Genomic DNA, 22,222 nt, shown 5'->3' on the forward strand with positions numbered 1-22,222 from the left:
CAACATCCCCGTCTCGATCCGCGGCTACACAAGCCGCCGATCTGGCCATCAAAGCCTCAAGGACAGGGGGTCATTTTTGGACGCCGATATCCCCGAGATGGGGGTCACTTTTGCAAGCCGAAACACACATCAGAAACATAGGGATTATGCTGGTAGCCGTCATTGCGGCCCGCCCTGCGAACGACCGAAGTTGAGCGAAGCCTTCTTCGCCATTTGCTCCAAGATAGCCGCGTATTCCATCAGCATGGCCCCGTCCACACCACACACCGATGCGAAGTCAGAGCACAGCTCAAGCGGGTCGAGATATACCTCGCTTCGCCACCTATCCGAGACGATCTTTAGCCTCTCAAGATTTAGGAAATCCCACCCCAAATCACGCGCTGTAGAGGCTGCTTCTTCCGGGTGCCATATCAAGCGGCCGATGGGAGCCGCCTTGTCGGGATACATCAGTGCGGAATCGAAGCTGACCACCGACGAATTGTCGATAAGCCACTCAGCGAACTCGACAGTTTTGTCCAACGAGCGCCGAGTGGTATCGGCGTCGCCGAGGCCTAGCAGGACAAACGACGTGTAAACCTCGATCCCTGCATCGGCTATCCGTAGGCAGGCCTCTTTCGATCCCTGCAGAGAGTGACGATCACCCTTGAGGAGCTTGAGGACGTGGTCATCACCGCTATCCAGGCCCATGTTCAGGCAGAACACATTAAGACGCTTGAAGAGTTCGACCCGTGCAGAGTCGCACTCGAAAGCTTGCGCGTACATCTTGAACGCCGTGTCCGAAAGGTCGTCCGGCCGACCCTTCAGCCAAGATCTCAACACGGCTGGTGCGCTCGAAGCGCTATCGAAGGCTTCGTAGAGAACCGTGGCACCGACGTCTTGCCGAGCGGCGCGGACATCGGCCCAAAAGCATGGTGCCGTCGAGTACCGGATCGATAGGTCTGCGATGCCGCAGTACCGGCAAGGGTTGGCCATCTGCGCGCAACCGCGCGCGCGATTGATCGTGGAGACCCTAGTCTCGGGCTCAAAATCCCAATACCGTCGCTCCTGCAGATGAAATCGACGAGCGTATTCGTCCCAATACTCAACCCCGAGAAGGGTACGCATTGGCACCGGCAAGTCATCGAGGGAAGATCCTGGCGCGTATCGCGAGGATTTGGTCTGATGAATTTCCCCGTTTGCGCCCCTGAATGCCAGCAGGGGGACATCCTCCAGGCTACGCTCGCCACGAAGGTGACTAACAAGGGCCAGTATGGTCTCTTCGCCGACATCATTCGTACAAATGAACTCAATACTAGGCACCTTGCTTAACAACAGCGAGGCATGCATTGATGCGTGGTCGTTACCGACGATGACACGAGCACCTACCGACGCCGCAACTTGTGCCATCTGGATCGTATTCTTTATCGACGTAGAATACATACTTAGGCCAACCAGGTCTGGCCTTTTCCGGATAATTACATCGACCGCAGACGCCGCAGTAACAACCTGGCAATCGATAACTTCAACGTCGATATCTTGCTTGAACTCACTTACTAGCGCAGTGGCCAACGAAATGACGCCAAGTGGCGGGTAGGCATTCTCATTGGCGTTGCCGCCAATTCCAGGATCATTCCCTGTGTTAATTAATAGTACCTTCACTTAGTGCTCTCGCGTCCTGAGAATACAGACCCCACCAAGGGCATTGTTTTTACGTCGAGAAGCAATACCAAGGCAGATAGTAGCAGAGGCATAAATACATAGCTCGCTACCGATTGAACAGCGACTACCGTGTAGCTGTTCGCGTTCGGCGAATATTCTGCCCATCCATTCCCGCTGAAAACCATGGAGGAAAAGAAGACGGACTCAAATGCGGAAGGCAGGATAGCTACACCGTCACGCTTGAGGCCCAAGGCCCCGTAAAGCAACGCAAATGAAAGAACTGTATTTCCAGCGGATATAGCACACGCCAACAGTGCAAAAATGCGTTCTGCGAGAAACATCCTCGACGCTAGAATGAAGACTATTATAATGTAAAATAGCGTAAACGAAAGAATAGAATAAAAGAACCCCGTGAACATGTCTGCGTGACGGCGTATCAAACTCGTTAGCGCCGCAAACGATACATCACTGCTTACCGACAAGACCATCGCCGCAAGCAAAGCAGCCGAAATAAAGAATAGGATCATCGCGCCGCGCACCAATCGCTGCGGTTGCCCATCAGAAGCGTTCGGCGACGCCTGATCCAACATCTCCCCCTAGACCCGTGACGAATCGCGCTCAGGCTGCAGCTTGTAATACACCGTCGTTATCTATCCAAGCGCGCTTAAGACCCGCGGTGTTCGAAGCCCAAGCTACGCCAACGGGTGTCGCCGCGATGATACCCCCTAGCCCCCCCAACCGGCTGACGCTGTCTATCGTATGGCGAAGTGCTTCTTCGGCGTCCTCTCCCAACCAGGCAAGCCGATCGGCGACGGCCTTTGCTGCGCCAACACGAACGAAGTATTCCCCCTGCCCGGTGCAAGAAATTGCCGCCTTTTCGGTCGCCCACGTGCCCGCGCCCAAAACCGCCGTATCGCCAACCCGGCCTGGAACCTTGCCCATTACGCCGCCGGTCGCGGTGGCGGCTGCACAACGCCCATCTTGATCGACAACTGCGGCACCGACTGTTCCGAGACCCGATTTCTGAGCCGCGATCGAATAGTCGGGTAACGGCGCGAAATATTCCTCACCTTCGTCCAGCCAGGCAGGATCGTCTGGAAACGCAATACGAACGCCAGAGCCCACGAGTAAGGTGCAGGTCGTTTGGCAACGCGTTCGCTCTGCTAGATCGATCGCTGCCCTCGCTTGCGTGACGGAGGCAACACCCGCTCCGCTGGCTGTCGCACCATCCATGATCGACGCATCGAGTTCAAACGTTCCCAAGCGGTTCGGGTGAGCGCCCTTCCCGGCGAGAAATCGCCCGGACATCTCCAGATGCCGAACGGCGAGTTGAGCAGCTCGAACCGCAGACTCGCCAGCCAAGAGCTTGCCCCACGTAAGCTCACAGCACTCAGCAAGATATGCGAGCGCCTCAGGGTTTGACCAATCAGGGTCAGCTACTGCGCCACCGTGGAGGATCAGCTGCGGTCGATGGAGAGTCAAAACTGCCTACTGCTTCGTCGCCACACGCAGCAACTGCTCCAGACGATTGGCGAACGCCAGAACACCAACATCCCCACCTAGGCGGCCCACCAGTTGGAAGCCCATGGGTAGACCATTTTTGGCGGTGAACCCAGGCACACTGATGGCGGGCAGGCCTGCGAGGTTGACCGGAACAGTGAAAAGGTCCTCAAGGTACATCGAAAGCGGATCTTTCGTATGTTGCCCAAAGCCGAACGCTGGGCTCGGCGCGGTTGGCCAGACCATCCAGTGGACGTCTTCAAATGCCGTGGCCATTTCGCGCGACACCACAGATCGCACCTTTGCGGCCTTCAGATAGTACTGATCGTAGTATCCAGCAGAAAGCGCAAAGGTTCCCAGTAATACACGCCTTTTTACTTCCTCCCCAAAGCCTTGAGCACGCGTAACTTCATACATTTCGGTAAGCGACTTTACGCCCTCGGCGCGGTATCCATACCGCACTCCGTCATATCGGGCCAAGTTCGATGAAGCTTCGCAAAGAGCAAGTACATAGTAGGCGGGAAGGCTGTATCTTACACTAGGTAGGTCGATGTATCGGACCTCCGCACCAGACTCGCGCAGGAGGTCCTCAATATTGCTCCACAAAGCCTCTAAGTCTGGCGAACCCTCCACATTCCTAAATGCATTCGGAATGCCGACGATGGGTCTCTCCGGGCAGGAGTTCAGATCTTGAACAAAGTCGCCAGGCGGGTGCGGGCAAGACGTACTATCCTTGGGATCGTTTCCAGAAATGACGTCCATAATTATGGCCGCATCTTCCACGGTCTTCGTGATGACACCGGGCTGGTCAAGAGACGATGCATAGGCCACCACGCCCCATCGTGAGCACGCTCCGTACGATGGCTTGAAGCCGACGACGCCGCAGAAGCTCGCGGGCTGCCGAATCGAGCCACCGGTATCGGTCGCGACTGACGCTAGGCAAAGGTTTGCCGCGACCGCTGCTGCTGAGCCTCCCGATGATCCTCCAGGAACGAGGTCGTTGTAGCCAAGTGCGAGGCCTCTCGGATTTAGTGTACGTCCATAGGCGCTGTTCTCAGTAGATGAGCCCATTCCGAACTCATCCATGTTGGTCTTTCCAAGGAATACAGCACCGGCAGCCAGAAGTCGGGCGGTCACCGTGGACTCATAGGTCGGTATAAAGTTTTCTAGAATCCGCGACCCGGCGGTCGTTCGAATGTCTTCCGTACAGAAATTGTCTTTTACGGCCAGAGGGGCTCCCTCCAACGCTCGCCCATCCCCCCGCCGCAACCTATCACCTGATCGCTCCGCCTGAGCGCGAGCGCGCTCGGAGCTGACTGTAATATAGGCATTCAGATCAGCCTGCGCCTCGATGCGCCGAATATGCTCTTCCGCGTTATCGATCGCTTCCAGGTCCCGGTTAGCTAGCGTCTCCGCCAAGGTCAGCGGTGGCGAAGGCGATGGATCAATGTTTTTCAACGCTAGCTTCATTTTCAAACCCGGCATTCTCTAAGCGATCTTGCGTCGTCATAGCGTCTGGGATCGTTGAGTGCGAGACTGTACTCGAAGGAAAGCGCGGCGAGGAGAGCTAATCGCCGGTCTGGGCGGAAATCGCTAACGCGCCGTGGCCGGCTGGAAGCGGCGGGAGCGCTTAGCCGTCAGTTTGCCCCTCGATGCAGAGGCAGCAAATCGAACGGGCGCCAGACTGCGGACTGCACTGCCGTTTAGCCGCTAGAGTGTCTGCATTCGGCCGCCACGCTCGATCGATTGAGCTTGACGGTGAAACACGCTCTTCGGGCCTCGCCAGAGCGCCGCGACCGAAGCGCGGGTTCAAACTCCCTTGGCAAACGGTAGTCATCGCTCGGCAGCGGTCTAGCTTGCACGCTTGCGCCGTTGATTTCGGCCGATCGGCGATCGAAGATAGCCCGTCTGGTGGGGACGGTTTCCTGAAGGCCTCCAGACTAGGCGGTATATGAGATCGGCCGGAAGCCGTGAGCCTGCGGGAGCCAGAGTGCCTCTACGAATTGGGGACGGTATCGAAACTGGGGACGGTAGTTAACTCACCCCAATCCGCGTCCCCAGTGCTCCCCGGGTGGCACATTTCCTATCGTGTTTTCAATTATTTAGTAAATTGAGTCGTGTCGTTCACAACCATCCGTCGGGCGACCCGCACCCCTCGTCCGCCGACGTGGACATGACGCGCCAGGTGGTCGACGCCGCGCGCGCGCTGCGTATCTCCGTCCACGACCATCTGGTCGTCGGCCGCGACGGCGTCGCCAGCCTCAAGGCGCTGGGCCTGATGTGACGGCCTAGCGGCGGGCCCGGAACGCGCTCCAGAGCAGCCAGACGCCCACGAACACCATGGTCTGGGCCACCGCCGAGGCGACCGCCGCGGGCGCCAATCCGAGCCGCATCGACCAGCTGTCCGAGGCCGAGATCGACCACAGCATGGCCGACAGGGCGACCGATCCGGCGACGGCCAGCACCGCGCCGCCGATCGCCCGCTTCCAACCGATGTGACGGTGTGCGCTCATGCACTGGACTATGCCTCGTTCCTCCAGCCTCCGTCTTGACCAGGGTCAAATGGCGGGTATCCGACGCAAGTCACTGGGATTCTTAGGGTTCTATGCCTGGGCTGTTGCAGGGCGGCGAAAACTCCGCCACCCTGCGTTGTGGGGGGAGCGTACTTGAGGGACGAAATGCGCATCCGCTGGGACAGGGTTCTGCCCCTGGCCGCGGTCGTGATCTTCTGGATCCTGGTCTTCTGGCTCGGGTCCCGATTGAAGGACTTCTGGCCATAGGCGTGTCGAACTGAAGGCCGTCCGGTTCACGCCGGGCGGCCTCATCCGTTCGGCCTAGGCGTCTGGCATGGCCTCGCGCGGGATGATCGCGCCGATGTGCTGCACCACGGCGGCGGCCAGCCTGCGGCCGGCGGCCGCGGCCTCCTCGGGGGGAGCCCCGTTCAGCCGCGCGGCCAGATAGCCCGCGTTGAAGCTGTCCCCCGCGCCCGTGGTGTCGACAGGCTTCACGGTGTCCGCCGGCGCGATGTGCACGGGTTCGGCGTCCGCGCTCAAGATTTGCAGGGAGTGGTCGCGGCGGCGATGGATCACCTCGGCCCCGGCCGCGGCCCAGCGCTCCGGCGCCGCCTCGCCCAGATCCAAGGCGTCGAGATCGTCCGCACTGGCGGACACGAAGCGAGCGCTGGTCGCCGCGCGGTCGATCGCATCGCGGGCCGTCGCCACGTCGGGCCACAGCGGCGGACGGTAGTTCAGGTCGAAGGCCACGGCGGGCGCCTCGCTCGCCAGGCCCGTCAGCCACGCGCGCCCCGCTTCGCCCACCACCGCCAGGGTAATGGCCGAGAAATAGGTCAGGTCCGCCGTCCGGACCGCCGCGCTGAGGGCCGCGCGATCGGCAAGCTCCGCGACCTGACGCACCGGCGCCTCTCCGCGCCAGTAGAAGAACCGCCGCTCGCCGTCCGGCTCGCGCTGGATGGCGTACAGCCCCGGCACGCGCCCCTCGACCCGGCGGATCAGGCTCGTGTCGATCCCCTCGGCGGCGGCGGCCTCGACGATGCCGCGGCTGAAGGGGTCCCTGTCGCCCAGCACCGTGGCGTAGGCCGCCGCGTGACCCAACCGCGCGAGATAGACGGCGGTGTTGTAGGTGTCTCCGGCATAGCCCAGCGCGGCGGCGCTCCCGCCCGCCAGGCTGAGCTCCACCATGACTTCGCCGATCGAGATCACGCGCGCCACGGGGGCGTCTTCAAGCCGCTTCGACCTCGAACGTCAGCCCCGCATGCTTCGCGAGCCGGTCCACCAGGCGGCCCTGCAGGGCGGCGCCGGGCGTCCAGACGCCGCCCGGCACGTCGGGCGCGTTCACCAGCGCGATCGCCGTTTCGGCCAGCATCTTCGACGTCGAACCGTAGCCGGGGTCCCTGTCGCCCTTCACGGCGGCGCGCACCTGCCGGCCGTCATCGGCCCGGGCGATGAACAGCAGGTCGTAGAAGCCGGCCTCCCGTTCGGCCTTCGTCGGCCCCTCGCCCGGCTTCGGTCCGCCGCCCGGCAGCGAGCCCAGGTCGGTGAAGGTAGCCGGTCCGCCGGGACCGCCCATCGTCATCTCGTCGTAGACGAAGTCCCGGCCGTACGCGTGGCCCATCAGCAGGTTCGAGCGGTGGACGTTCTTGGTGTTGATCACCGCCATCATGAACGGCGTGACCGGCCCCACGTCGGGGTCGTCGGCCGGCGCCGTCCCGGGCGGCTGGGCCGGGCCTTCGAAGCCCGGGGTCAGGCCGAAGGGGCTCATCATCACCGCCAGCTGCGAGGGGTCCTTCTGAAGGGCCTCCATCGTCGCCTTGCCGCTGGCCGCGGTGCCGCCCGACAGGCCGCCCTGCATCTTCCGCACCCGGCCCTTCACGTGCCGGGCAGGCTGGCCCAGCCTATCCTTCGCCGCCTGCTGGACGAAGTACACGCCCAGCTCGAAGGGGATGGAATCGAACCCGCACGAGAACAGGATGCGCGCGCCGGTCTCCTTCGCCGTGGCGTCGTGGGCGTCGATCATCCGGCGCATCCAGTTCGGCTCGCCGCACAGATCCAGGTAGTCGGTTCCGGCCTCGGCGCAGGCGGCCACCAGGTCCGAGCCATAGAGCTGGTAGGGTCCGACGGTCGTGATCACCGCCTTCGTCCGGCGCACCATCTCGCGCACCGAAGCCGGATCGTCCGCATCCGCCACGACCAGCGGCGTGTCCTTCGGGGCGCCGATCTCGTCCCGCACCTGCGCGAGCTTCTCGGCGGAGCGCCCCGCCATCGCCCACTTCACCTCGCCGCCCACGCCGTAGCGCTGCGCCAGGTGCTCGGCCACCAGCCGGCCGGTGTAGCCGCTGGCGCCATAGACGATCAGGTCGAACTCGGCGTCGGCGTGCATGTCAGGCGTCCTCTTCTTGGAGCCACACCCTTACGAATTTACGGCGTTATCGCAATGGCTCGCCTATGGTCCGGCCATGCCGCCCCCGAATCCTCCGCTGGGAATCATCGAAGGCTTCTTCGGCCGCCCCTATACGTGGGACGAGCGCGCCGACATGGTCCGGGCGCTGGGCCCCGCCGGCTACGGCTTCTACCTCTACGCGCCCAAGGCGGACGGCTTCCTGCGCAAGCGCTGGCGCGAGCCCTATCCGGACGGCGACCTTGCGGCGCTCGGGGCTTTCGCTTCCGCCTGCCGCGAGACCGGCGTGCGCTTCGGCGTGGGCCTCTCCCCCTACGAGCTCTACCGTGACTTCGACACGGGTTCGAAGACCGCCCTCGCCGCCAAGCTCGACCAGCTCGCGTCCCTCGGGCTCGACGATCTCGGCGTCTTCTTCGACGACATGCGCGGCGACCTGCCCGACCTCGCCCGCGGCCAGGTGGAGATCGTCCACTGGATCGCCGATCGGGTTCCGGACGCCCGCCTGGTCGTCTGCCCCAGCTACTATTCCGACGATCCGGTGCTGGACCGCGCGTTCGGCCACAGGCCGCCGAACTACCTCCAGGACCTGGGCGCCGGGCTCGATCCCGCCATCGACCTGATGTGGACGGGCGAGGAGGTCTGCAGCCTGCAGATCACGCCTGCCCACCTCGAGCGGGTGGCCGGCCAGATGCGCCGCAAGCCGTTCCTCTGGGACAACTATCCAGTCAACGACGGCCCGCGCATGAGCCGCTACCTGCACCTGCGGGCCTTCACCGGCCGGCCGGCGGCCATCGGCGGCCACCTCGCCGCCCACGGGATCAACACCGCCTCCCAGGCGGTGCTCAGCCGCATCCCGGCGCTCACCCTCGTCGACAGCTACGCCCAGGGCGACGCCTACGCCTATGCCGACAGCTTCCGCCGCGCGGCCGTCCGGGTGCTGGGCCAGGACTTCGCCGCCCTCATCGAGCGCAACCTGCTGGCCCTGCAGGACTCCGGCCTCGACGGCATGTCCGCCGAACTGAAGGACAGGTTGCGGGAGCGCCTCGCCGAACACGACCACCCGGCCGCCCGCGAGATCGAGGCCTGGCTTTCCGGCGCCTACGCCATCGGCGCCGACGAGCTCCAGACCCAGTAGCTAGCCGCTCCGCGCCGACTCCGGCCGTCTCCGCCGCAGGTCGAAGCTGTCGCCCGCGCTCAGCACGTGCAGCTTCACGTCGTGCATCGAGAGCGCCTCCTGCTCCGAGCCCTCGGCGATGTTAGAATGGCTCACGTCGGCGCCGTCCACCACATAGACCGCGCCGGCGCCCATCACCGTCAGCCGCCCACGCTCCATGATCGCGGCGGTGTCCTCGTCGATGCCGACGCCCAGCACGCGCGGATTGTGCGCCACCGCGCCCAGCAGCCGCCCGATCCGCCCGCGCTCGGCGAAGTGCTGGTCGATGATCATGTCGCGCACCAGCCCCAGGCCCGGCGCCATGTGCAGGTCGCCGATCCGGTAGCTCTCCTGGTTCGAGCCGCGCACCAGCATGGTCTCGCTCATCATCGAGGCGCCGGCCGAGGTGCCGGCGATGACGCCGCCGCGGTCCAGCATCTCGCGGACGCGGGTCTCGACCGGCGTGTCGCCGATCTGGCTGGAGATCCGCAGCTGGTCGCCGCCGGTGAAGAACACACCCGCCGCCCCCTCGAACAGCGCCAGCTTCTCGGGGTCGGTCGTCTCCGTGCGGTCCTGGACGTAAAGCTCCCGCAGGTCGGTCACGCCCAGGTCGGCGAAGGCCTGCTCGTAGGCTTCGAAATAGCCCTCCGGCTCGTGGCTGGCGACGGTGGCCAGCACCAGGACGCCGCCGTCCAGCCGCCGCGCCACCTCCTTGAGGATCTTCCGGTCGCCGTCCTTGTCCTCATGACCGCCGATGGCGATCAGCACCCCGCGGTCAGGCATCCTCTGCGTTCTCCAGTCCGGCGATCTCTATCCGGAGGTCCGGGGCTTCGCTGGTCGCCATCGCCACGGTCATCTGGTCCCCGGTGAAGGCCCATCCGATCCGGCCCTGGGCGTCCAGCGCGATCATGCCGGAATGCGGCGGCAGGCCTCCCAGGAAGGTCAGGGCGTGATCCACCCCCTCCTGCGGAGACATGCCGTTCTCCATGGCGATGACGCAGCGGGCGCCGAGCATGGCGCGCGCGATGCTCTCGCCCTGGCCGGTGGCGGAGATCGCGCCCGCCTTGTTCGCATAGACCCCAAGCCCCGGCAGCGGCGAGTCGCCGACGCGGCCAGGCTTGGAGCCGCCGGTGCCGCCCGTCGAGGTCGCGGCGGCGAGCCGCCCCTGCTGATCCATCGCCACACAGCCGACGGTCGTGGTCCCCTCGCCCGCGGCGGCGAGCGTCTTGCCGATGCCGGGTTGGGCCAGACCCCGGCGCTGGGCGAAGCGGTAGGCGCCCTCGCCCGCCAGCAGCGTCTCGGTCTCGGGCATCAGGGCGCGCGCGACGCTCACCGGATGCAGCGTGTCCTTGAGCACGCAGACGGCCCCGAGTTCCAGCGTCTCCCCATCCATGATCGAGGCGTCGCACTCCACCTCGCCCTCGGCGTTGGTCTTCGAGCCCCGGCCGGCGTTGAACGTCGGATCGTCCTCCATCGCCCGCACGGCGGCCTCTACGGCGTCCAGGGCCGAGCCGCCGGAGCTCAGGACGGCCACCGCCTCGGCGAGCGCGTCCTGCAGCCCCTCGCGGTTGGGTTCGACCTCGCTCGTCTTCAGGGGCTTGCAGCCGCCATGCAGGATCACGGCCCACGTCTGCTCGGATTGCTTGGCGTCAAGCATGGGCGGCCGGCCTTTCCGCGCCCGGGTCGCGAGGCGCCCAGCTCGACGCCTCCGCCGGAAGCACCTCGGCGGGTCGTCCGTCGCCGTGGTCCCGGCGACGGACGCGGTAGCTCAGCACATGGCGCCACATGTCCTCGACCTCGGTGGGCGTCAGCACGACCAGGTCTCCCGGCCTCGCCAGCGCCATGCAGGCGTCCGCCGCCTTCAGCTCGTCTGCGACCCGGTGGATGCGGTCTCCCGGCATGCCGGCGCGCCTCACCCCTTCGCTCAGGAGCCGGATGATCTCGCCCTCGGCGCGTCCGCGGCGGCTGGGATCTTCCCGCAGCACCACCTCGTCGAAGATGCGGCCGCCCAGTTCGCCCATCTCCCGGATGTCCTCGTCCCGCCGGTCGCCGGGCACCGTGACCATGCCGATCTGCCGCCCGTAGCTGGGCCGAAGCTTCTGCAGCAGGTCGCCCAGCGCGCCCAGTCCGGCGGGGTTGTGGGCGTAGTCCATGATCACCCGGAAGCCATGGCCGTCGAACAGGTTGAGCCGTCCCGGGTTCTGCTCGAAGGAGGTGCCGAACGTGGCCAGCGCCAGCCGGATGGTCTCGGCCGGCACGCCGTGCGCCGCCGCCATGGCGGCCGCGGTGAGGGCGTTGGCCACATTGAATTCCGCGAGCCCCCCGAGCGTCGCCGGGATCTCCGCCGCCCGCATCAGCAGGCGCCGGCGTCCGCCCTGGTGGATCACCAGCTCGCCGCCGCCTTCGTCGGCCTCGCGCGCCACCAGCAGGCCGCCGCGCTCGACATGGTCGCGCAGGAACCGCGGCATGGCTCGGCCGCCGCGAAGGGTGAAGTACGCGATGCTGCCGGTCGCCCGGCGGCGCATCGCCGCCACCAGCGGATCGTCGGCGTTCAGGACGCTGACGCCCCGCTCGTCGACGTTCTCCACCACCACCGACTTGACCCAGGCGAGGTCCTCGACGGTGTCCACGCCTCGCAGCCCCAGGTGGTCGGCGGTGACGTTGGTCACCGCGCCGACGTCGCAACGGTCGAAGGCCAGGCCTTCGCGCAGCAGGCCGCCCCGGGCCACCTCGAACACGGCCACGTCGATCATCGGGTCGCGCAGCACCATCCGGGCGCTCCTCGGGCCCGACGCGTCGGCCTTCATCACACGCTCGGAATTCACATAGACGCCTGACGTGTTGGTCAGGCCCACCGTCTGTCCCGTCTGGCGCAGGATGTGGGAGAGCATGCGCGCCGTCGTCGACTTCCCGTTGGTGCCGGTGACCGCGAAGATCGGGATGCGGCCCGTGCGGCCCTTCGGGAACAGCATCCGCACCACCGCGGGCGCCACCGGCCGCGGCCGTCCGACCGTCGGCTGCAGATGCATGCGGAAGCCCGGCGCGGCGTTCACCTCGACGACCCCGCCGCCGAACTCGCGCGCCGACTTCGAGATGTCCGGGCAGACGAAGTCCACGCCTGCGATATCCAGGCCCAGCGTCATGGCCGCGCGGATCGCGATGCAGGCGTTGTCCGGGTGGATATCGTCGGTGCGGTCCACCGCGGTGCCGCCCGTGGACAGGTTGGCGGTGTCGCGCAGCAGCACGGTCTGGCCGTCCGCCGGCACGCTCTCCAGCGTCATGCCGTGGAAGGCGAGCAGGTCCTCGACCAGCGCGTCGACCTTGATCTTGGTCAGCATCTGCTCGTGGCCCTCGCCGCGGCGCGGGTCCTTGTTCACCCTGGCGATCAGCTCGGCGATCGTGCTCGCGCCGTCGCCCACCACATGCGCGGGCACGCGCTCGGCGACGGCGACCAGCTCGCCGCCCACCACCAGCAGGCGGTGGTCGTTGCCCGGGAAGTACTTCTCGACCACAACGTTGCGGCTGATCTTGGCGGCGATTTCGAACGACCGGCGGATGGTGTCCGGCTCGGTCAGGTTGGTGCTGACGCCCCGGCCATGGTTGCCGTCCAGGGGCTTGACCACGACCGGCGGGCCGATCCGCTGCGCCGCACGCACGGCGTCGTCGGCCTTGCGCACCACCTCGCCCTGCGGCACCGGCACGCCGGCCTGGGCCAGCAGCGACTTGGTGAGGTCCTTGTTCGAGGCGGTGTCCACGCCGATGAACGACGTCTTGCCGGTGATGCTGGCGCGAATGCGCTGCTGCCGGCGCCCCCAGCCCAGTTGCACCAGGGACCGGTCGTCCAGCCGCATCACGGGCACGCCCCGGCGGCGCGCTTCGGCGACGATCGAGTCCGTGGTCGGCCCCAGCCCCACGCGGCGCTCCAGGCGCTTCAGTTCCTCGACCGCGCGCTCCAGGTCGAACGGACCGTCGCCCAGGCCCTTGTGGAGGATGTCGAGCCTGCGCACGCCGGCGAGGTCCGCCGGCAGCAGGCTGTCCACCAGCTCCAGCGCCAGCCGTCCGGCGAGCAGCCCGACCTCTTCTTCCTCATAGGCGAACAGCACGTTGTAGACGCCAGGCTCGCCCTTCACCGAACGGGTCTTGCCCAGGGTCACGTCGGCGCCGGCCTGGCGCTGCAGCTCGATGGCCACGTGCTCGGCGACGTGTCCCATCCACGTGCCTTCCCGGAGGCGTTCACGGAAGCCCCCCTTGTGGCCGAGGCTGCAGGCGTGATCGCCGACGCTCGGCAAGAGCGCCAGCAGCCGGTCGACGAAGCCGTCGATCCGGTTGCTGGGCATCTCCTCCAGCGACCCTAGGTCGAGCTGGAAGCGGACCATCGGCACGCTCCCGAACAGGTGCGGGCCGCGATAGACCGCGCGCTCCAGGACCTTCATAGGTCCGAGCGCCGGCGTGAATTCGTTTGTCACGAGGTGTTCCCCGAAGTGGCTCCCTAAGGCTTCAACGTCACCCATCCGGCGCCGGGTTCCTGTGACAAACAAATGAGAACGTTAGAGAATTTCAGCCTCAGCCATAGCCGTGATCGTCGTAGTCGCCGTCCGGCCTGTCCTGATCGCCCTGCCGGCCGCCACCTTCCGGACCGGCCCCGCCGTGGGGCTCGGCGGGCCCGGGCGTGCGGGGTGCGAAACTGCGTTCGCCGGACTGGCTGCCGCCGTTCGTCAGCGTGCCTTCGACACGCTCGCCCTGCTGTCCGCCGCCGGTGTGTTGGCCGCCGTCGGGTTGTCCGGTTTCACGTCCCATGAAGGGTCTCCTTCTGCTGACCGGACGGAGACCCACGAGCGCCGCGCCCGTTCCCCGATCCAGCAAATGACGCCGCCCTTCTTCCGCCCGAGGCTTGCCGCTAGAGACGGGCGGTGATCTCCCGCCGCGCCCTTCTCTCGCGCCTGGGCCTTCTCGCCACCGGCGGGACGGCGCTCTACCTCCTGCGCGACCGCCTGCCGTGGCCGCCGCCGCGGATCGCCTTCGCGGCCGAGCCCAGCACGCCCTGGATCGCGCTGCCCGACGAAGCGCGCCTCATCGAGATCGACGGAGAGGTCGCCGGCCATCCGCTGCGGATCGTCGTCGACAGCGGCGCCCAGTTCTCGGCGATCGACGCCACGCTCGCCCAGAGCCTGGACCTGCCCAAGGCCATGACGCTCCCGATGCTGGCCTACGGCGTCAGCGGCCAGCCCAGCCTGACGCACACCGTGCGCCTCGACCTGGGGCTTCAGGGGCTCGCCGTGCGCGGCATGCGCGCCGCGGTCCTCGACATCGCCGGCCTCTCCGCCGCCACCGGCCGTTCGTTCCAGATGCTGCTGGGTCGGGACGTCCTGCGCGAGCTGGTGCTGGAGGCCGACTTCCCGCGCGGCCGGGTCCGCTTCCATCGACCCAGCGCCTACAGCCCGCCGCCCGACGCGCGCCAGGCGGCGGTTCGGATGGTCGGCGGCGCGCCGGTGACCGCCGTGCGCATCGAGGGATCGGCGCCCGTGGACGTGCTGGTCGACACCGGCGCGACGGGCGTGCTGGCGCTGTCGGTCGACGCCGCGCGCGAGGCCGGGCTGCTGGCTCCGGGCCGTCGCGTCGAACAGGCCCATTCCGTCAGCCTCGGCGGCCAGAGCCTCGACCGGCTGGTGCGCGCCCGCACCGTAGAGGCGGCCGGCCTCACCCTGCGGGGCGTCGATGTGCAGATCTACGCGCCGAGCGCCCGGGGCCCGATCCCCCGCGGGCTGCTGGGCTCCGGCCTCTTCCGCCGCTACCGCATGGCCCTCGACCTCGACGGCGGCCGCCTGTTCCTGATTCCCGCCACGGCGCGGCTTGTCCGGGAACCAAGACCCTAGCGCGGCATTCCGGGTCCAAGGACTTCGGATAGGGAGATGCCGTCCATGAACCGTGCGCTTTTGATCTGCGCCGCCGCTGCTTCTGCGCTGACGCTCGCCGCCTGCAATCGGCAGGAGGCTGCGACCAACGAGGCCAACCCCGGCCAGAGCGAACCCGTGAACGCCGCTCAGGACGCCGTCGGCGCCGCCGTCGGCTCCGTCTCGGCCTCCACCATGGGCGCCAATTCGACGGACGCGTTCGTCTCGAACGCCGGCATGAGCGACATGTACGAGATCGAAGCCGGCAAGATGGCGCAGCAGAAGGCGCAGTCCGCGGACGTGAAGGCCTTCGGCAAGCAGATGGTCACCGACCACACCGCCATGTCGAACGAGATGAAGGCCGTCCTCACCAAGAACAACATGACGCCGCCCGCCGAACTCGACCAGCGCCGCAAGGGCATGCTCGACAACCTGCGGGCCGCCAACGGCGCCGATTTCGACAAGGCCTACATCGCCCAGCAGGACGCCGCCCACGCCGAGGCGCACACCCTGATGACCGGCTACGCCCAGAACGGCGACAACGCCGACCTGAAGGCGCTCGCCCAGAAGGCCGCGCCCAAGATCCAGGAACACCACGACAAGGTGAACCAGCTCAAGGCCGGCATGAAGTAATCCGCCGACCAGGCCAGATCACGACGCCCGCCGGACTTCCGGCGGGCGTTTTCGTAAGCGCCGGCACGATCTTTCGACATTCGAGGGAACAGGACCGCCTCCTCGACCGTCTCTTGGGGCGACTCCACCCCAGATCGAGAGGAGCCCGACGTGTCGCTCTCAGAATTCCCATCCGAGGCGCCGCGTTCACGCGGCGACGGGCCCGCATCCGGCGCGGGCGAAGCCCGCAGCTGGCTGAACGGCGAGGCCTTCCAGAACTTCGCCCGTTCGCCCTCCGCGGCCATCGGGCTTCCCGGCGGCAAGCGCGTGACGCTCGCCACCGACCGGGTCCGCGCCAAGCCTGCGCTCACGCCCACCCTGTCCGGGACACTCGGCCAGAACGCCATCGGCCTGGGCGTATGGGGCCTGGCCGCGCCGAAGAGCGTCAACCGCTTCCTGGGCATGAACGCCAACCCGCAGGTCGTGCAGCTCGTCTTCGGCGCCCGCGAAATGGCCACGGGGCTTCGGCTCGTCAGCGACCCGACCTGCACGACGGCGCTCTGGGCCAGAGTCGCCGGCGACGTCTTCGACATCGCCGTCCTCCGGTCCCTCGACAAGCCTGAGAACCCCCAGCGCAAGAACGTCCGCCTCGCGCTGGGCGTCGTCGCCGCCGTCACCGCCCTGGACGTGCTCGCCGCCTGGCGGATGAGCACCGTCAAGCGCACCTGCGAGTAGGAGGAAGCCCCGTGAAAGCCATCTGCTGGCAAGGCAAGAAGGACCTCCGTTGCGAGGAGGTGCCGGATCCCATCATCGAGGATCCCAAGGACGCCATCGTCCGGATCACCACCACCTGCATCTGCGGCTCCGACCTGCACCTGATGAACGGCTTCGTGCCGACCATGTGCAAGGGCGACGTCATGGGCCACGAGCCCATGGGCGAGGTCGTCGAGGTGGGCGCCGAAGCCCGCGCCGCCGGCCTGAACGTCGGCGACCGGGTCGTCGTGCCCTTCCAGATGATCTGCGGCCAGTGCGAACAGTGCCTGGCCGGCAACTTCTCGGTCTGCCAGGTCACCAACCGCAACGCCGACCTGGCCAAGGCCTTCTTCGGCGACACCACCGCGGGCCTGTTCGGCTACTCCCACATCACCGGCGGCTACGCCGGGGGCCAGGCCGAGTACCTGCGCGTGCCCTTCGCCGCCACCACGGTGGTCAAGGTGCCGAAGACGGGCGAGGACGAGCGCTACATCTTCCTCTCCGACATCCTGCCCACCGGCTGGCAGGCGGCCGCCTTCGCCGACATCCAGCCCACCGACACGGTGGCGGTCTGGGGCTGCGGCCCTGTCGGACTCTTCACCATCCTGTCGGCCATCGTCATGGGCGCCGAGCGCGTGATCGCCATCGACGACGTGCCCGAGCGGCTCGAGATGGCCGCCAGCCTGGGGGCCCAGGTGCTCGACCGTCGCGGCACGAACGTCCTGCGGGCGCTGAAGGACATGACCGGCGGCCACGGCCCCGAGAAGTGCATCGACGCCGTCGGCATCGAAGCCCACGGTCCCACCGCCGTGCTCGAGCTGATCGACCGCGTGCAGACCGGCCTCAAGCTCGAGACCGAACGCCCGATCGCGCTCCGCGAGGCCATCATGGCCTGCAAGGCGGCGGGCACGGTGTCGATCCCCGGGGTCTATGGCGGCATGTCCAACATGATCCCGATGGGCGCGGTCATGAACAAGGGCCTCACCATCCGGACGGGCCAGACGCACGTGAAGCGCTGGACCGACGACCTGCTCCGCCGGATCGACGAAGGCGAGATCGACCCGACCTTCCTCATCACCCACACCGCTCCGCTCGGCTTGGGCCCCGACATGTACAAGATGTTCCGGGACAAGCAGGACGGCTGCGTGAAGGTGCTGCTGAAGCCGTGAGCGACTTTCGCCCGTAACTGCACAGCGGTCCCGCGAGCACGGGGCCTGACAATGGGAGACGTACATGAAGTGGCTCAACGTTATCACCCTGGCTCTGGTCATCGTCGGCGGCCTGAACTGGGGCCTCGTGGCGCTCGGCGGTCCTGAGCTGGACCTCGTCGCCAACCTGTTCGGCGGCCAGGACAGCGGCCTGTCGCGCGTCGTCTATGGCCTCGTGGGCCTGTCGGCGCTGTGGCAGCTGATGCCGTTCTTCAAGGCCCTGCGCGTCGGCGAAGTGCAGGCCGAGGCCGATCACGGCCGGATGGCCCACCGCTAACCGCGGGCGTTCACCGCCAAGATCTCGCGAGGCCCTGGCGACGAGCCGGGGCCTCGTTGTTTTTCGGGGTGGAGGCGGCTCCTCCGGGACGCTAAGCCCGGGCGATGCCTCCCACTGACCCACAGCCGGCGTCTGCGCCCACCCGGGAGGCGCCCCGGGCCGCCTTGCCGGTCCTGCTGCTACTGGTCTTCCTCAGCCTGATCGGCTTCGGCGTGGTGATCCCGCTGCTGCCCTTCTTCGCCGACGTGTTCGAGGCCGAGGCCTGGCAGGTCACCCTCCTGTTCTCGGTCTTCTCGGCCGGTCAGTTCCTCGGCGAGCTCACCTGGGGACGCCTCTCGGATCGCATCGGGCGGCGGCCTGTACTGCTGGTCACCATCGTGGGCTCGGCCCTGGGCTACGTCGGCCTGGCCTTCGCGCCGAACATCTGGCTGGCCGTCGCCGCGCGCGCGTTCGCCGGCTTCTTCTCCGGCAACATGTCGGCCATCCAGGGCTACATCGTCGACGTCTCGCCGCCCGAGCGGCTGGCGGGCCGCCTGGGGCTGGTCGGCTCCGCCTTCGGCGTCGGCTTCGTCGTGGGCCCCGCGGTGGGCGGGCTGATGGCGCGGCCGGAACTCGGCGCCGCGGGCTTCCGTCCGCCGCTGCTGCTGGCTGCGGCGCTCTGCGGCGTCGCGGTGATCGGCATCCTGGCCTTCGTCCGCGAATTCCGCACGCCGGGCGCGGCGGCCGGCCCGCGCCGCAATCCGCTGGCGGGCCTGAAGGAGGTCGCCGGCCATCCCGTCCTGACCCTGATCTTCGGGACCATCTTCTTCGGCTTCTTCGCGAGTTCGGCGCTGTGGTCCGTCCTCGGCCTCTGGATGGACGCCCGCTTCGGCTGGGGTCCTCGGCAGGTCGGGTTCGTGATGGCCCTGACCGGCGTCGCCGCCGCCCTCACCCAGGGCATGATCGCCGGGGCCCTCGTCCGGCGGCTCGGCAATGGGACGACGATCGTCGCCGGCCTTCTCATCGCCGCCGCCGCCACCTGCGCCATGGCCGGCGCACCGTGGGGCTGGCTGGCCGCCGTCCTGCTGCTTCTCTCGGTCGCCGGCCACGCGGCGTGGCAGCCTGCGGGCCTGGCCATCGCCTCGGCCGCGGCCACCGCCGACCGTCAGGGCGCCGTGCTGGGCGCGGCGACCGCGTCCGGCTCGCTGTCGCGCGTGCTGGGGCCGCTGTTGGGCGGGATGCTGTTCTCGGAGGTCGGCCCCTGGGCGCCGGTGTTCGCCGCGGGCCTCTTCATGCTGCCGGCCGCGTGGCTCGGCTGGCGGGCGGCGGCGGCCCTCCGGATCTGGAAGGCCGCCGCCTAGCCTTGGCCTACTTCGGCGGCGGCGAGCCGGTAGGGGCCGTCGTGGTGCCGCTGGAATCCGACGGCGGGGTCACGACGACCGCGGTGTTCGAGCCCTGCGGGGTCTCGGCTACGGCCGCGGCGCCTTCGGCCGCCGCCTTGAGCTGTTCGTCCGTCACCTGGCTCTCGGGCAGGGTCGTGCTGACCTCGGCCGTCGCCGTTCCGGTGTTCGCCTCGGCCTCCCGCTCGCGGTCCCCGCAGGCGGTGAGCAGGGCCGCGCCGCCCAGCAGGGCTACGGCTGTGGCCGCCGTCTTCGACATCCTCGTCATCGGTCTCTCCTAGGTCTGATCGGACGGTGAAGGCTCAGGGGGGCTCCACGGTTCCCGGCGAGGTAGTCCTACGGACTTCCGCCGCACCCCCTCCGGCGGATATGGTCCGGCGTCCAGTTGGAAGGGGATATGTCGAGATGAACGTTTGGAAGTCCGCCGGTCTCGGCCTGGCGCTCGCGGTGCTCGGCGCCGGCGGGGCGCTGGCCGCCGAGGAAATGGCCTGCTGCAAGGACAAGAAGCCCTGCTGCGAGCAGATGAAGGACGGCAAGCCCATGCCCTGCTGCGACGGCCACAAGACCGAGGCGCCCAAGCCCGACGCGCCCAAGCCGCCGGCCGGCGAGCACCAGCACCAGCACTGATCCCGTGCGGATCGGCGCAGCAAAAAGGGCGGCCCTCGCGGGCCGCCCTTCGTCGTTTCAGGCCGGCGCGGCTAGTGCTGCAGCCGGGTGTCGACCTCGTCGCGCACCGTCGAGACGCCGGCGTCGGCGAGCGCCTTGGCCTTGTCCTTCAGGGTCGAGCCCTCGCCTTCCGGACCGGTCTGGCGATGCAGCTCTTCCTTCACCTGGCCATAGGCGCGCTCGGCCACCGAGCGGGCCTCCTCGAGCGAGGTCTTGGCCAGGTCGCGGCCGCGGCCGACCAGCTTGTCCCGGTGCGGGCCGATGTAGCGGTTCTCGGTGCGGGTGGCCGGGAACGAGGCGCCGATGGCCACGCCCACCGCCAGGCCGATCGCGCCGATGATCAGCGGCTCGGTGTCGAGGGTGTCCTGATAGCGGGCCTGGGCGCGTTGACCGATGTCGCTGGCTCGGGTCTGCACCGTGCCCATCAGGCCGCTGGCGCGGGTCTTGGCCGCGCCGACGCCGTCCGACGTCGAGGTCCGGGCCGTGTCGACTGCGCCAGAGACCTTGTCCTTGGCCGTCGAGATGCCGGACTTGGCGGCCTGCACCGCGTCGCGCGCCTTGGACTTGATCTTGCCCTTCAGGCCGCCGCCCTCGTCGTAGCCTTCATAGGTCTCGTAGTAGCCCTGCCTCGAATACGGGTCGTAGCCGTCCCGCTTCCGGCCCTGGCTCAGCGCCAGCCACGCGATCCCGGCGCCGATCAGCGCGATCGGGATCGGGTTCTCCTTGGCCTGCTCCACCACCGTGGTCAGGACCTTGTTGCTCGTTCCGCCCATGATCCTCGTCGCCTCGTCGAACAGTTCCTTGGGTTGCATCTTTTCCTTCAGGGCCTCGACCGTGCGGTCGATCTGCCCGCGCGTGGCCTCGACCTCGCGCTCCACGTCTGCCGATGACTTGGTCATCCTATTTTCCCTTCACAAGCTGGGCGTCCTTCTGGAGCTGGCGCGCCGTCCGGTCGGGTTTGAGGTTTTCAGGTTTCAGCATCTTCAGGCCCGCGCGGATCAGCAGGATGCCGACCGCCGCCACGACGACGCCGACGATCAGCGCCGCGAAGGCCGGATGCATGTACTCCGAGAGCGCCGCGACCAGAGCGGCCAGCAGCACGCCCAGGGCGGCCAGCACGAAGATGCCGCCGGCGAGGATCTCGCCGGCCGCCTTCCCCGCCGCGTGCAGCTTCTCGGTCATCTCGGTGCGGACCAGTTCGGACTCCTTGCGCACCAGGGTGGCGAGGTCCGTGGTCAGCTGCGAGACCAGCTCGGGCAGGCTCCGAGCGTCAGTCCTCATGCCGTCGTCCATCCGGTCAGGTCCCTTGACGGCCGGTGGAGCTCTCGCCGATCGGAGCGCCCATCTCGTCCACGTCGGTGGCGGTGAGGTCTTCCATCCCGTCGCCCATCACCTCGGCGTCAGAACCCTGCACGCCAAGGCCCGCCGCGGCGAGGTCGTCGCTCGCGAGCGTGGTCGGCGCGCTGGCCAGGCCGCCGGCGGCGCCCACTTCCAGGTCGTCCGAGCCCGCCGCGCCGGAATAGGCGGTGGAGGCCAGCGGATAGGCGCCGCCGCCCACCTCGCCCGAAAGGCCGCCCGACATGCCCACGGTGTCTTCCGAGGCGCGGACGAAGCGGCCGAGGGCGAGGCCCGCCAGGACCGCGCCGCCGATGAAGGCCACCGGGTGGCGACGGCCGAAGTCGCGGACCGCGTCCAGCAGCTCCTCGGGCTGCTTGCCCGCCAGGTTGCGGGAGAAGTTCTCCAGGCCGTCGGCCGCCTGGCCGATCAGCCGCGCCGCCGGGCTCTGGTCGGCCTGGGCCAGCTCGTCCCCCGCGCGCCGGATGGCGTTGGCGAAGTCGCCCAGGGTCTTGGTCGCCGTTTCCGTCCGGCGCTGGGCCTCGGTCCGGGCCTTGTCCTGCGCCGCCGTGGCGAAGGTCTGCGCCTCCTGCTTCAGCGCCTGACCGGCCTGGCCGATGGCCGCCTTGGCCTGCGCCTTGCGGCCGGAGCCTTCCGCTCCCGCAGCCGTCGCGTCGCCGGTGGTGTCGAATTCGCTCATGAGGTCTCTCCGCAAGCCGCACGCCAATCCCACGCAACCTGGGCAGGCGAAAATCATCGCGCGCCGCGAGCTTCGCCGCGCGCCCCCGGTAAACGCACCGGACCGCCGATCGGTCCGGCCGGGCGCGGCGAAAACCGCAAAAATCTTCAGAGGTTCCGCAATCGCGGACGAGCGGGTGGAAACACGGGGCGGCCCG

The 22,222-nt window shown here is 67.7% G+C and carries 24 protein-coding genes; 9 read left to right on the forward strand and 15 right to left on the reverse strand.

Features of this window, described 5'->3' with window-relative positions; all coding sequences use genetic code 11:
* Positions 1 to 159: 159 nt before the first annotated feature.
* The 4 genes from ACO2Q0_RS14760 to gatA are packed head-to-tail and all read right to left on the reverse strand — an operon-like array spanning position 160 to position 4,608.
* The gene (locus ACO2Q0_RS14760) at positions 160 to 1,638 is read right to left on the reverse strand and encodes a B12-binding domain-containing radical SAM protein (protein WP_423352279.1); all 1,479 of its coding nucleotides are present in this window, start codon (positions 1,636 to 1,638) and stop codon (positions 160 to 162) included.
* Positions 1,635 to 2,225: a hypothetical protein gene (locus tag ACO2Q0_RS14765; protein ID WP_423352280.1), complete on the reverse strand. Its 591-nt coding sequence runs from the start codon at positions 2,223 to 2,225 to the stop codon at positions 1,635 to 1,637. The genes ACO2Q0_RS14760 and ACO2Q0_RS14765 overlap by 4 nt, the downstream gene beginning before the upstream one ends.
* A 31-nt stretch (positions 2,226 to 2,256) precedes the next feature.
* Positions 2,257 to 3,120, reverse strand: coding sequence for an isoaspartyl peptidase/L-asparaginase (locus ACO2Q0_RS14770; RefSeq protein WP_423352281.1), 864 nt, complete (start codon positions 3,118 to 3,120; stop codon positions 2,257 to 2,259).
* A 6-nt stretch (positions 3,121 to 3,126) separates the two neighbouring features.
* A complete protein-coding gene (gatA, locus tag ACO2Q0_RS14775) occupies positions 3,127 to 4,608 on the reverse strand; it encodes an Asp-tRNA(Asn)/Glu-tRNA(Gln) amidotransferase subunit GatA (RefSeq protein WP_423352837.1) in 1,482 nt (493 codons plus the stop codon).
* 640 nt (positions 4,609 to 5,248) lie between these two features.
* Here gatA and ACO2Q0_RS14780 point away from each other — a divergent pair.
* Positions 5,249 to 5,422: a JAB domain-containing protein gene (locus ACO2Q0_RS14780; RefSeq protein ID WP_423352282.1), complete on the forward strand. Its 174-nt coding sequence runs from the start codon at positions 5,249 to 5,251 to the stop codon at positions 5,420 to 5,422.
* 4 nt (positions 5,423 to 5,426) lie between these two features.
* Here ACO2Q0_RS14780 and ACO2Q0_RS14785 read toward each other — a convergent pair whose 3' ends face one another.
* The 3 genes from ACO2Q0_RS14785 to ACO2Q0_RS14795 all read right to left on the reverse strand — a co-directional run bounded on the left by ACO2Q0_RS14785 (position 5,427) and on the right by ACO2Q0_RS14795 (position 8,034).
* Entirely contained in the window at positions 5,427 to 5,651 is a 225-nt protein-coding gene (locus tag ACO2Q0_RS14785) for a hypothetical protein (RefSeq protein ID WP_423352283.1), read from the reverse strand.
* A 321-nt stretch (positions 5,652 to 5,972) separates the two neighbouring features.
* Positions 5,973 to 6,866 (reverse strand): sugar kinase, encoded by an 894-nt coding sequence (locus ACO2Q0_RS14790; protein WP_423352284.1) that lies wholly within the window; start codon positions 6,864 to 6,866, stop codon positions 5,973 to 5,975.
* 10 nt (positions 6,867 to 6,876) lie between these two features.
* Positions 6,877 to 8,034 (reverse strand): saccharopine dehydrogenase family protein, encoded by a 1,158-nt coding sequence (locus tag ACO2Q0_RS14795; protein ID WP_423352285.1) that lies wholly within the window; start codon positions 8,032 to 8,034, stop codon positions 6,877 to 6,879.
* A gap of 76 nt (positions 8,035 to 8,110) precedes the next feature.
* Here ACO2Q0_RS14795 and ACO2Q0_RS14800 point away from each other — a divergent pair, with 76 nt between their 5' ends.
* Positions 8,111 to 9,187: a beta-N-acetylglucosaminidase domain-containing protein gene (locus tag ACO2Q0_RS14800; protein WP_423352286.1), complete on the forward strand. Its 1,077-nt coding sequence runs from the start codon at positions 8,111 to 8,113 to the stop codon at positions 9,185 to 9,187.
* On the opposite strand, the gene ACO2Q0_RS14805 is transcribed toward ACO2Q0_RS14800, so the two are convergent.
* The 4 genes from ACO2Q0_RS14805 to ACO2Q0_RS14820 all read right to left on the reverse strand — a co-directional run bounded on the left by ACO2Q0_RS14805 (position 9,188) and on the right by ACO2Q0_RS14820 (position 14,002).
* Positions 9,188 to 9,988 (reverse strand): cyanophycinase, encoded by an 801-nt coding sequence (locus ACO2Q0_RS14805; protein WP_423352287.1) that lies wholly within the window; start codon positions 9,986 to 9,988, stop codon positions 9,188 to 9,190.
* On the reverse strand, positions 9,981 to 10,862 hold the full coding sequence (locus tag ACO2Q0_RS14810; RefSeq protein WP_423352288.1) for an isoaspartyl peptidase/L-asparaginase family protein: 882 nt from the start codon (positions 10,860 to 10,862) through the stop codon (positions 9,981 to 9,983). The genes ACO2Q0_RS14805 and ACO2Q0_RS14810 overlap by 8 nt, the downstream gene beginning before the upstream one ends.
* The gene (gene cphA / locus ACO2Q0_RS14815; protein ID WP_423352289.1) at positions 10,855 to 13,671 is read right to left on the reverse strand and encodes a cyanophycin synthetase; all 2,817 of its coding nucleotides are present in this window, start codon (positions 13,669 to 13,671) and stop codon (positions 10,855 to 10,857) included. Before cphA ends, ACO2Q0_RS14810 begins: the two co-directional genes overlap by 8 nt.
* Before the next feature lie 97 nt (positions 13,672 to 13,768).
* A complete protein-coding gene (locus tag ACO2Q0_RS14820; protein WP_423352290.1) occupies positions 13,769 to 14,002 on the reverse strand; it encodes a hypothetical protein in 234 nt (77 codons plus the stop codon).
* Between the two features lie 113 nt (positions 14,003 to 14,115).
* On the opposite strand from ACO2Q0_RS14820, the gene ACO2Q0_RS14825 reads away from it, so the two are divergent.
* The 6 genes from ACO2Q0_RS14825 (at position 14,116) to ACO2Q0_RS14850 (ending at position 19,286) form a co-directional block, all read left to right on the forward strand.
* A complete protein-coding gene (locus tag ACO2Q0_RS14825; RefSeq protein ID WP_423352291.1) occupies positions 14,116 to 15,078 on the forward strand; it encodes an aspartyl protease family protein in 963 nt (320 codons plus the stop codon).
* A 45-nt stretch (positions 15,079 to 15,123) separates the two neighbouring features.
* The gene (locus tag ACO2Q0_RS14830; protein WP_423352292.1) at positions 15,124 to 15,729 is read left to right on the forward strand and encodes a DUF4142 domain-containing protein; all 606 of its coding nucleotides are present in this window, start codon (positions 15,124 to 15,126) and stop codon (positions 15,727 to 15,729) included.
* 150 nt (positions 15,730 to 15,879) lie between these two features.
* Positions 15,880 to 16,443: a hypothetical protein gene (locus tag ACO2Q0_RS14835; protein ID WP_423352293.1), complete on the forward strand. Its 564-nt coding sequence runs from the start codon at positions 15,880 to 15,882 to the stop codon at positions 16,441 to 16,443.
* Positions 16,444 to 16,454: 11 nt separating this feature from the next.
* Positions 16,455 to 17,630 (forward strand): zinc-dependent alcohol dehydrogenase, encoded by a 1,176-nt coding sequence (locus ACO2Q0_RS14840; protein WP_423352294.1) that lies wholly within the window; start codon positions 16,455 to 16,457, stop codon positions 17,628 to 17,630.
* Positions 17,631 to 17,694: 64 nt separating this feature from the next.
* Positions 17,695 to 17,946: a DUF378 domain-containing protein gene (locus ACO2Q0_RS14845; RefSeq protein WP_423352295.1), complete on the forward strand. Its 252-nt coding sequence runs from the start codon at positions 17,695 to 17,697 to the stop codon at positions 17,944 to 17,946.
* Positions 17,947 to 18,050: 104 nt separating this feature from the next.
* Positions 18,051 to 19,286: an MFS transporter gene (locus tag ACO2Q0_RS14850; RefSeq protein ID WP_423352296.1), complete on the forward strand. Its 1,236-nt coding sequence runs from the start codon at positions 18,051 to 18,053 to the stop codon at positions 19,284 to 19,286.
* 7 nt (positions 19,287 to 19,293) lie between these two features.
* Here the strand turns inward: ACO2Q0_RS14850 and ACO2Q0_RS14855 are convergent, their stop codons facing one another.
* Complete coding sequence (locus ACO2Q0_RS14855) at positions 19,294 to 19,593, reverse strand: hypothetical protein (protein ID WP_423352297.1); 300 nt, start codon at positions 19,591 to 19,593, stop codon at positions 19,294 to 19,296.
* A gap of 137 nt (positions 19,594 to 19,730) precedes the next feature.
* On the opposite strand from ACO2Q0_RS14855, the gene ACO2Q0_RS14860 reads away from it, so the two are divergent.
* The gene (locus tag ACO2Q0_RS14860) at positions 19,731 to 19,952 is read left to right on the forward strand and encodes an ammonium transporter family protein (RefSeq protein WP_423352298.1); all 222 of its coding nucleotides are present in this window, start codon (positions 19,731 to 19,733) and stop codon (positions 19,950 to 19,952) included.
* 71 nt (positions 19,953 to 20,023) lie between these two features.
* Here the strand turns inward: ACO2Q0_RS14860 and ACO2Q0_RS14865 are convergent, their stop codons facing one another.
* Genes ACO2Q0_RS14865 through ACO2Q0_RS14875 form a run of 3 tightly spaced genes read right to left on the reverse strand, consistent with a single transcriptional unit; the run spans position 20,024 to position 22,026 of the window.
* Positions 20,024 to 20,890 (reverse strand): DUF3618 domain-containing protein, encoded by an 867-nt coding sequence (locus tag ACO2Q0_RS14865; RefSeq protein WP_423352299.1) that lies wholly within the window; start codon positions 20,888 to 20,890, stop codon positions 20,024 to 20,026.
* A gap of 1 nt (position 20,891) precedes the next feature.
* On the reverse strand, positions 20,892 to 21,272 hold the full coding sequence (locus ACO2Q0_RS14870; protein WP_423352300.1) for a phage holin family protein: 381 nt from the start codon (positions 21,270 to 21,272) through the stop codon (positions 20,892 to 20,894).
* Between the two features lie 16 nt (positions 21,273 to 21,288).
* Positions 21,289 to 22,026 (reverse strand): hypothetical protein, encoded by a 738-nt coding sequence (locus tag ACO2Q0_RS14875; protein WP_423352301.1) that lies wholly within the window; start codon positions 22,024 to 22,026, stop codon positions 21,289 to 21,291.
* Positions 22,027 to 22,222 lie beyond the last annotated feature (196 nt).

The organism is Phenylobacterium sp. VNQ135 (assembly GCF_049445735.1).
GTDB lineage: Bacteria > Pseudomonadota > Alphaproteobacteria > Caulobacterales > Caulobacteraceae > Phenylobacterium.

Bases quoted from the DNA above. Each gene is read 5' to 3' on its own strand.
- gatA (WP_423352837.1), bottom strand. From the start codon at position 4,608: ATGAAGCTAGCGTTGAAAAACATTGATCCATCGCCTTCGCCACCGCTG.
- ACO2Q0_RS14785 (WP_423352283.1), bottom strand. From the start codon at position 5,651: ATGAGCGCACACCGTCACATCGGTTGGAAGCGGGCGATCGGCGGCGCG.
- ACO2Q0_RS14795 (WP_423352285.1), bottom strand. From the start codon at position 8,034: ATGCACGCCGACGCCGAGTTCGACCTGATCGTCTATGGCGCCAGCGGC.
- ACO2Q0_RS14800 (WP_423352286.1), top strand. From the start codon at position 8,111: ATGCCGCCCCCGAATCCTCCGCTGGGAATCATCGAAGGCTTCTTCGGC.
- ACO2Q0_RS14805 (WP_423352287.1), bottom strand. From the start codon at position 9,988: ATGCCTGACCGCGGGGTGCTGATCGCCATCGGCGGTCATGAGGACAAG.
- ACO2Q0_RS14810 (WP_423352288.1), bottom strand. From the start codon at position 10,862: ATGCTTGACGCCAAGCAATCCGAGCAGACGTGGGCCGTGATCCTGCAT.
- ACO2Q0_RS14820 (WP_423352290.1), bottom strand. From the start codon at position 14,002: ATGGGACGTGAAACCGGACAACCCGACGGCGGCCAACACACCGGCGGC.
- ACO2Q0_RS14830 (WP_423352292.1), top strand. From the start codon at position 15,124: ATGAACCGTGCGCTTTTGATCTGCGCCGCCGCTGCTTCTGCGCTGACG.
- ACO2Q0_RS14845 (WP_423352295.1), top strand. From the start codon at position 17,695: ATGAAGTGGCTCAACGTTATCACCCTGGCTCTGGTCATCGTCGGCGGC.
- ACO2Q0_RS14850 (WP_423352296.1), top strand. From the start codon at position 18,051: ATGCCTCCCACTGACCCACAGCCGGCGTCTGCGCCCACCCGGGAGGCG.
- ACO2Q0_RS14855 (WP_423352297.1), bottom strand. From the start codon at position 19,593: ATGACGAGGATGTCGAAGACGGCGGCCACAGCCGTAGCCCTGCTGGGC.
- ACO2Q0_RS14860 (WP_423352298.1), top strand. From the start codon at position 19,731: ATGAACGTTTGGAAGTCCGCCGGTCTCGGCCTGGCGCTCGCGGTGCTC.
- ACO2Q0_RS14865 (WP_423352299.1), bottom strand. From the start codon at position 20,890: ATGACCAAGTCATCGGCAGACGTGGAGCGCGAGGTCGAGGCCACGCGC.
- ACO2Q0_RS14870 (WP_423352300.1), bottom strand. From the start codon at position 21,272: ATGAGGACTGACGCTCGGAGCCTGCCCGAGCTGGTCTCGCAGCTGACC.
- ACO2Q0_RS14875 (WP_423352301.1), bottom strand. From the start codon at position 22,026: ATGAGCGAATTCGACACCACCGGCGACGCGACGGCTGCGGGAGCGGAA.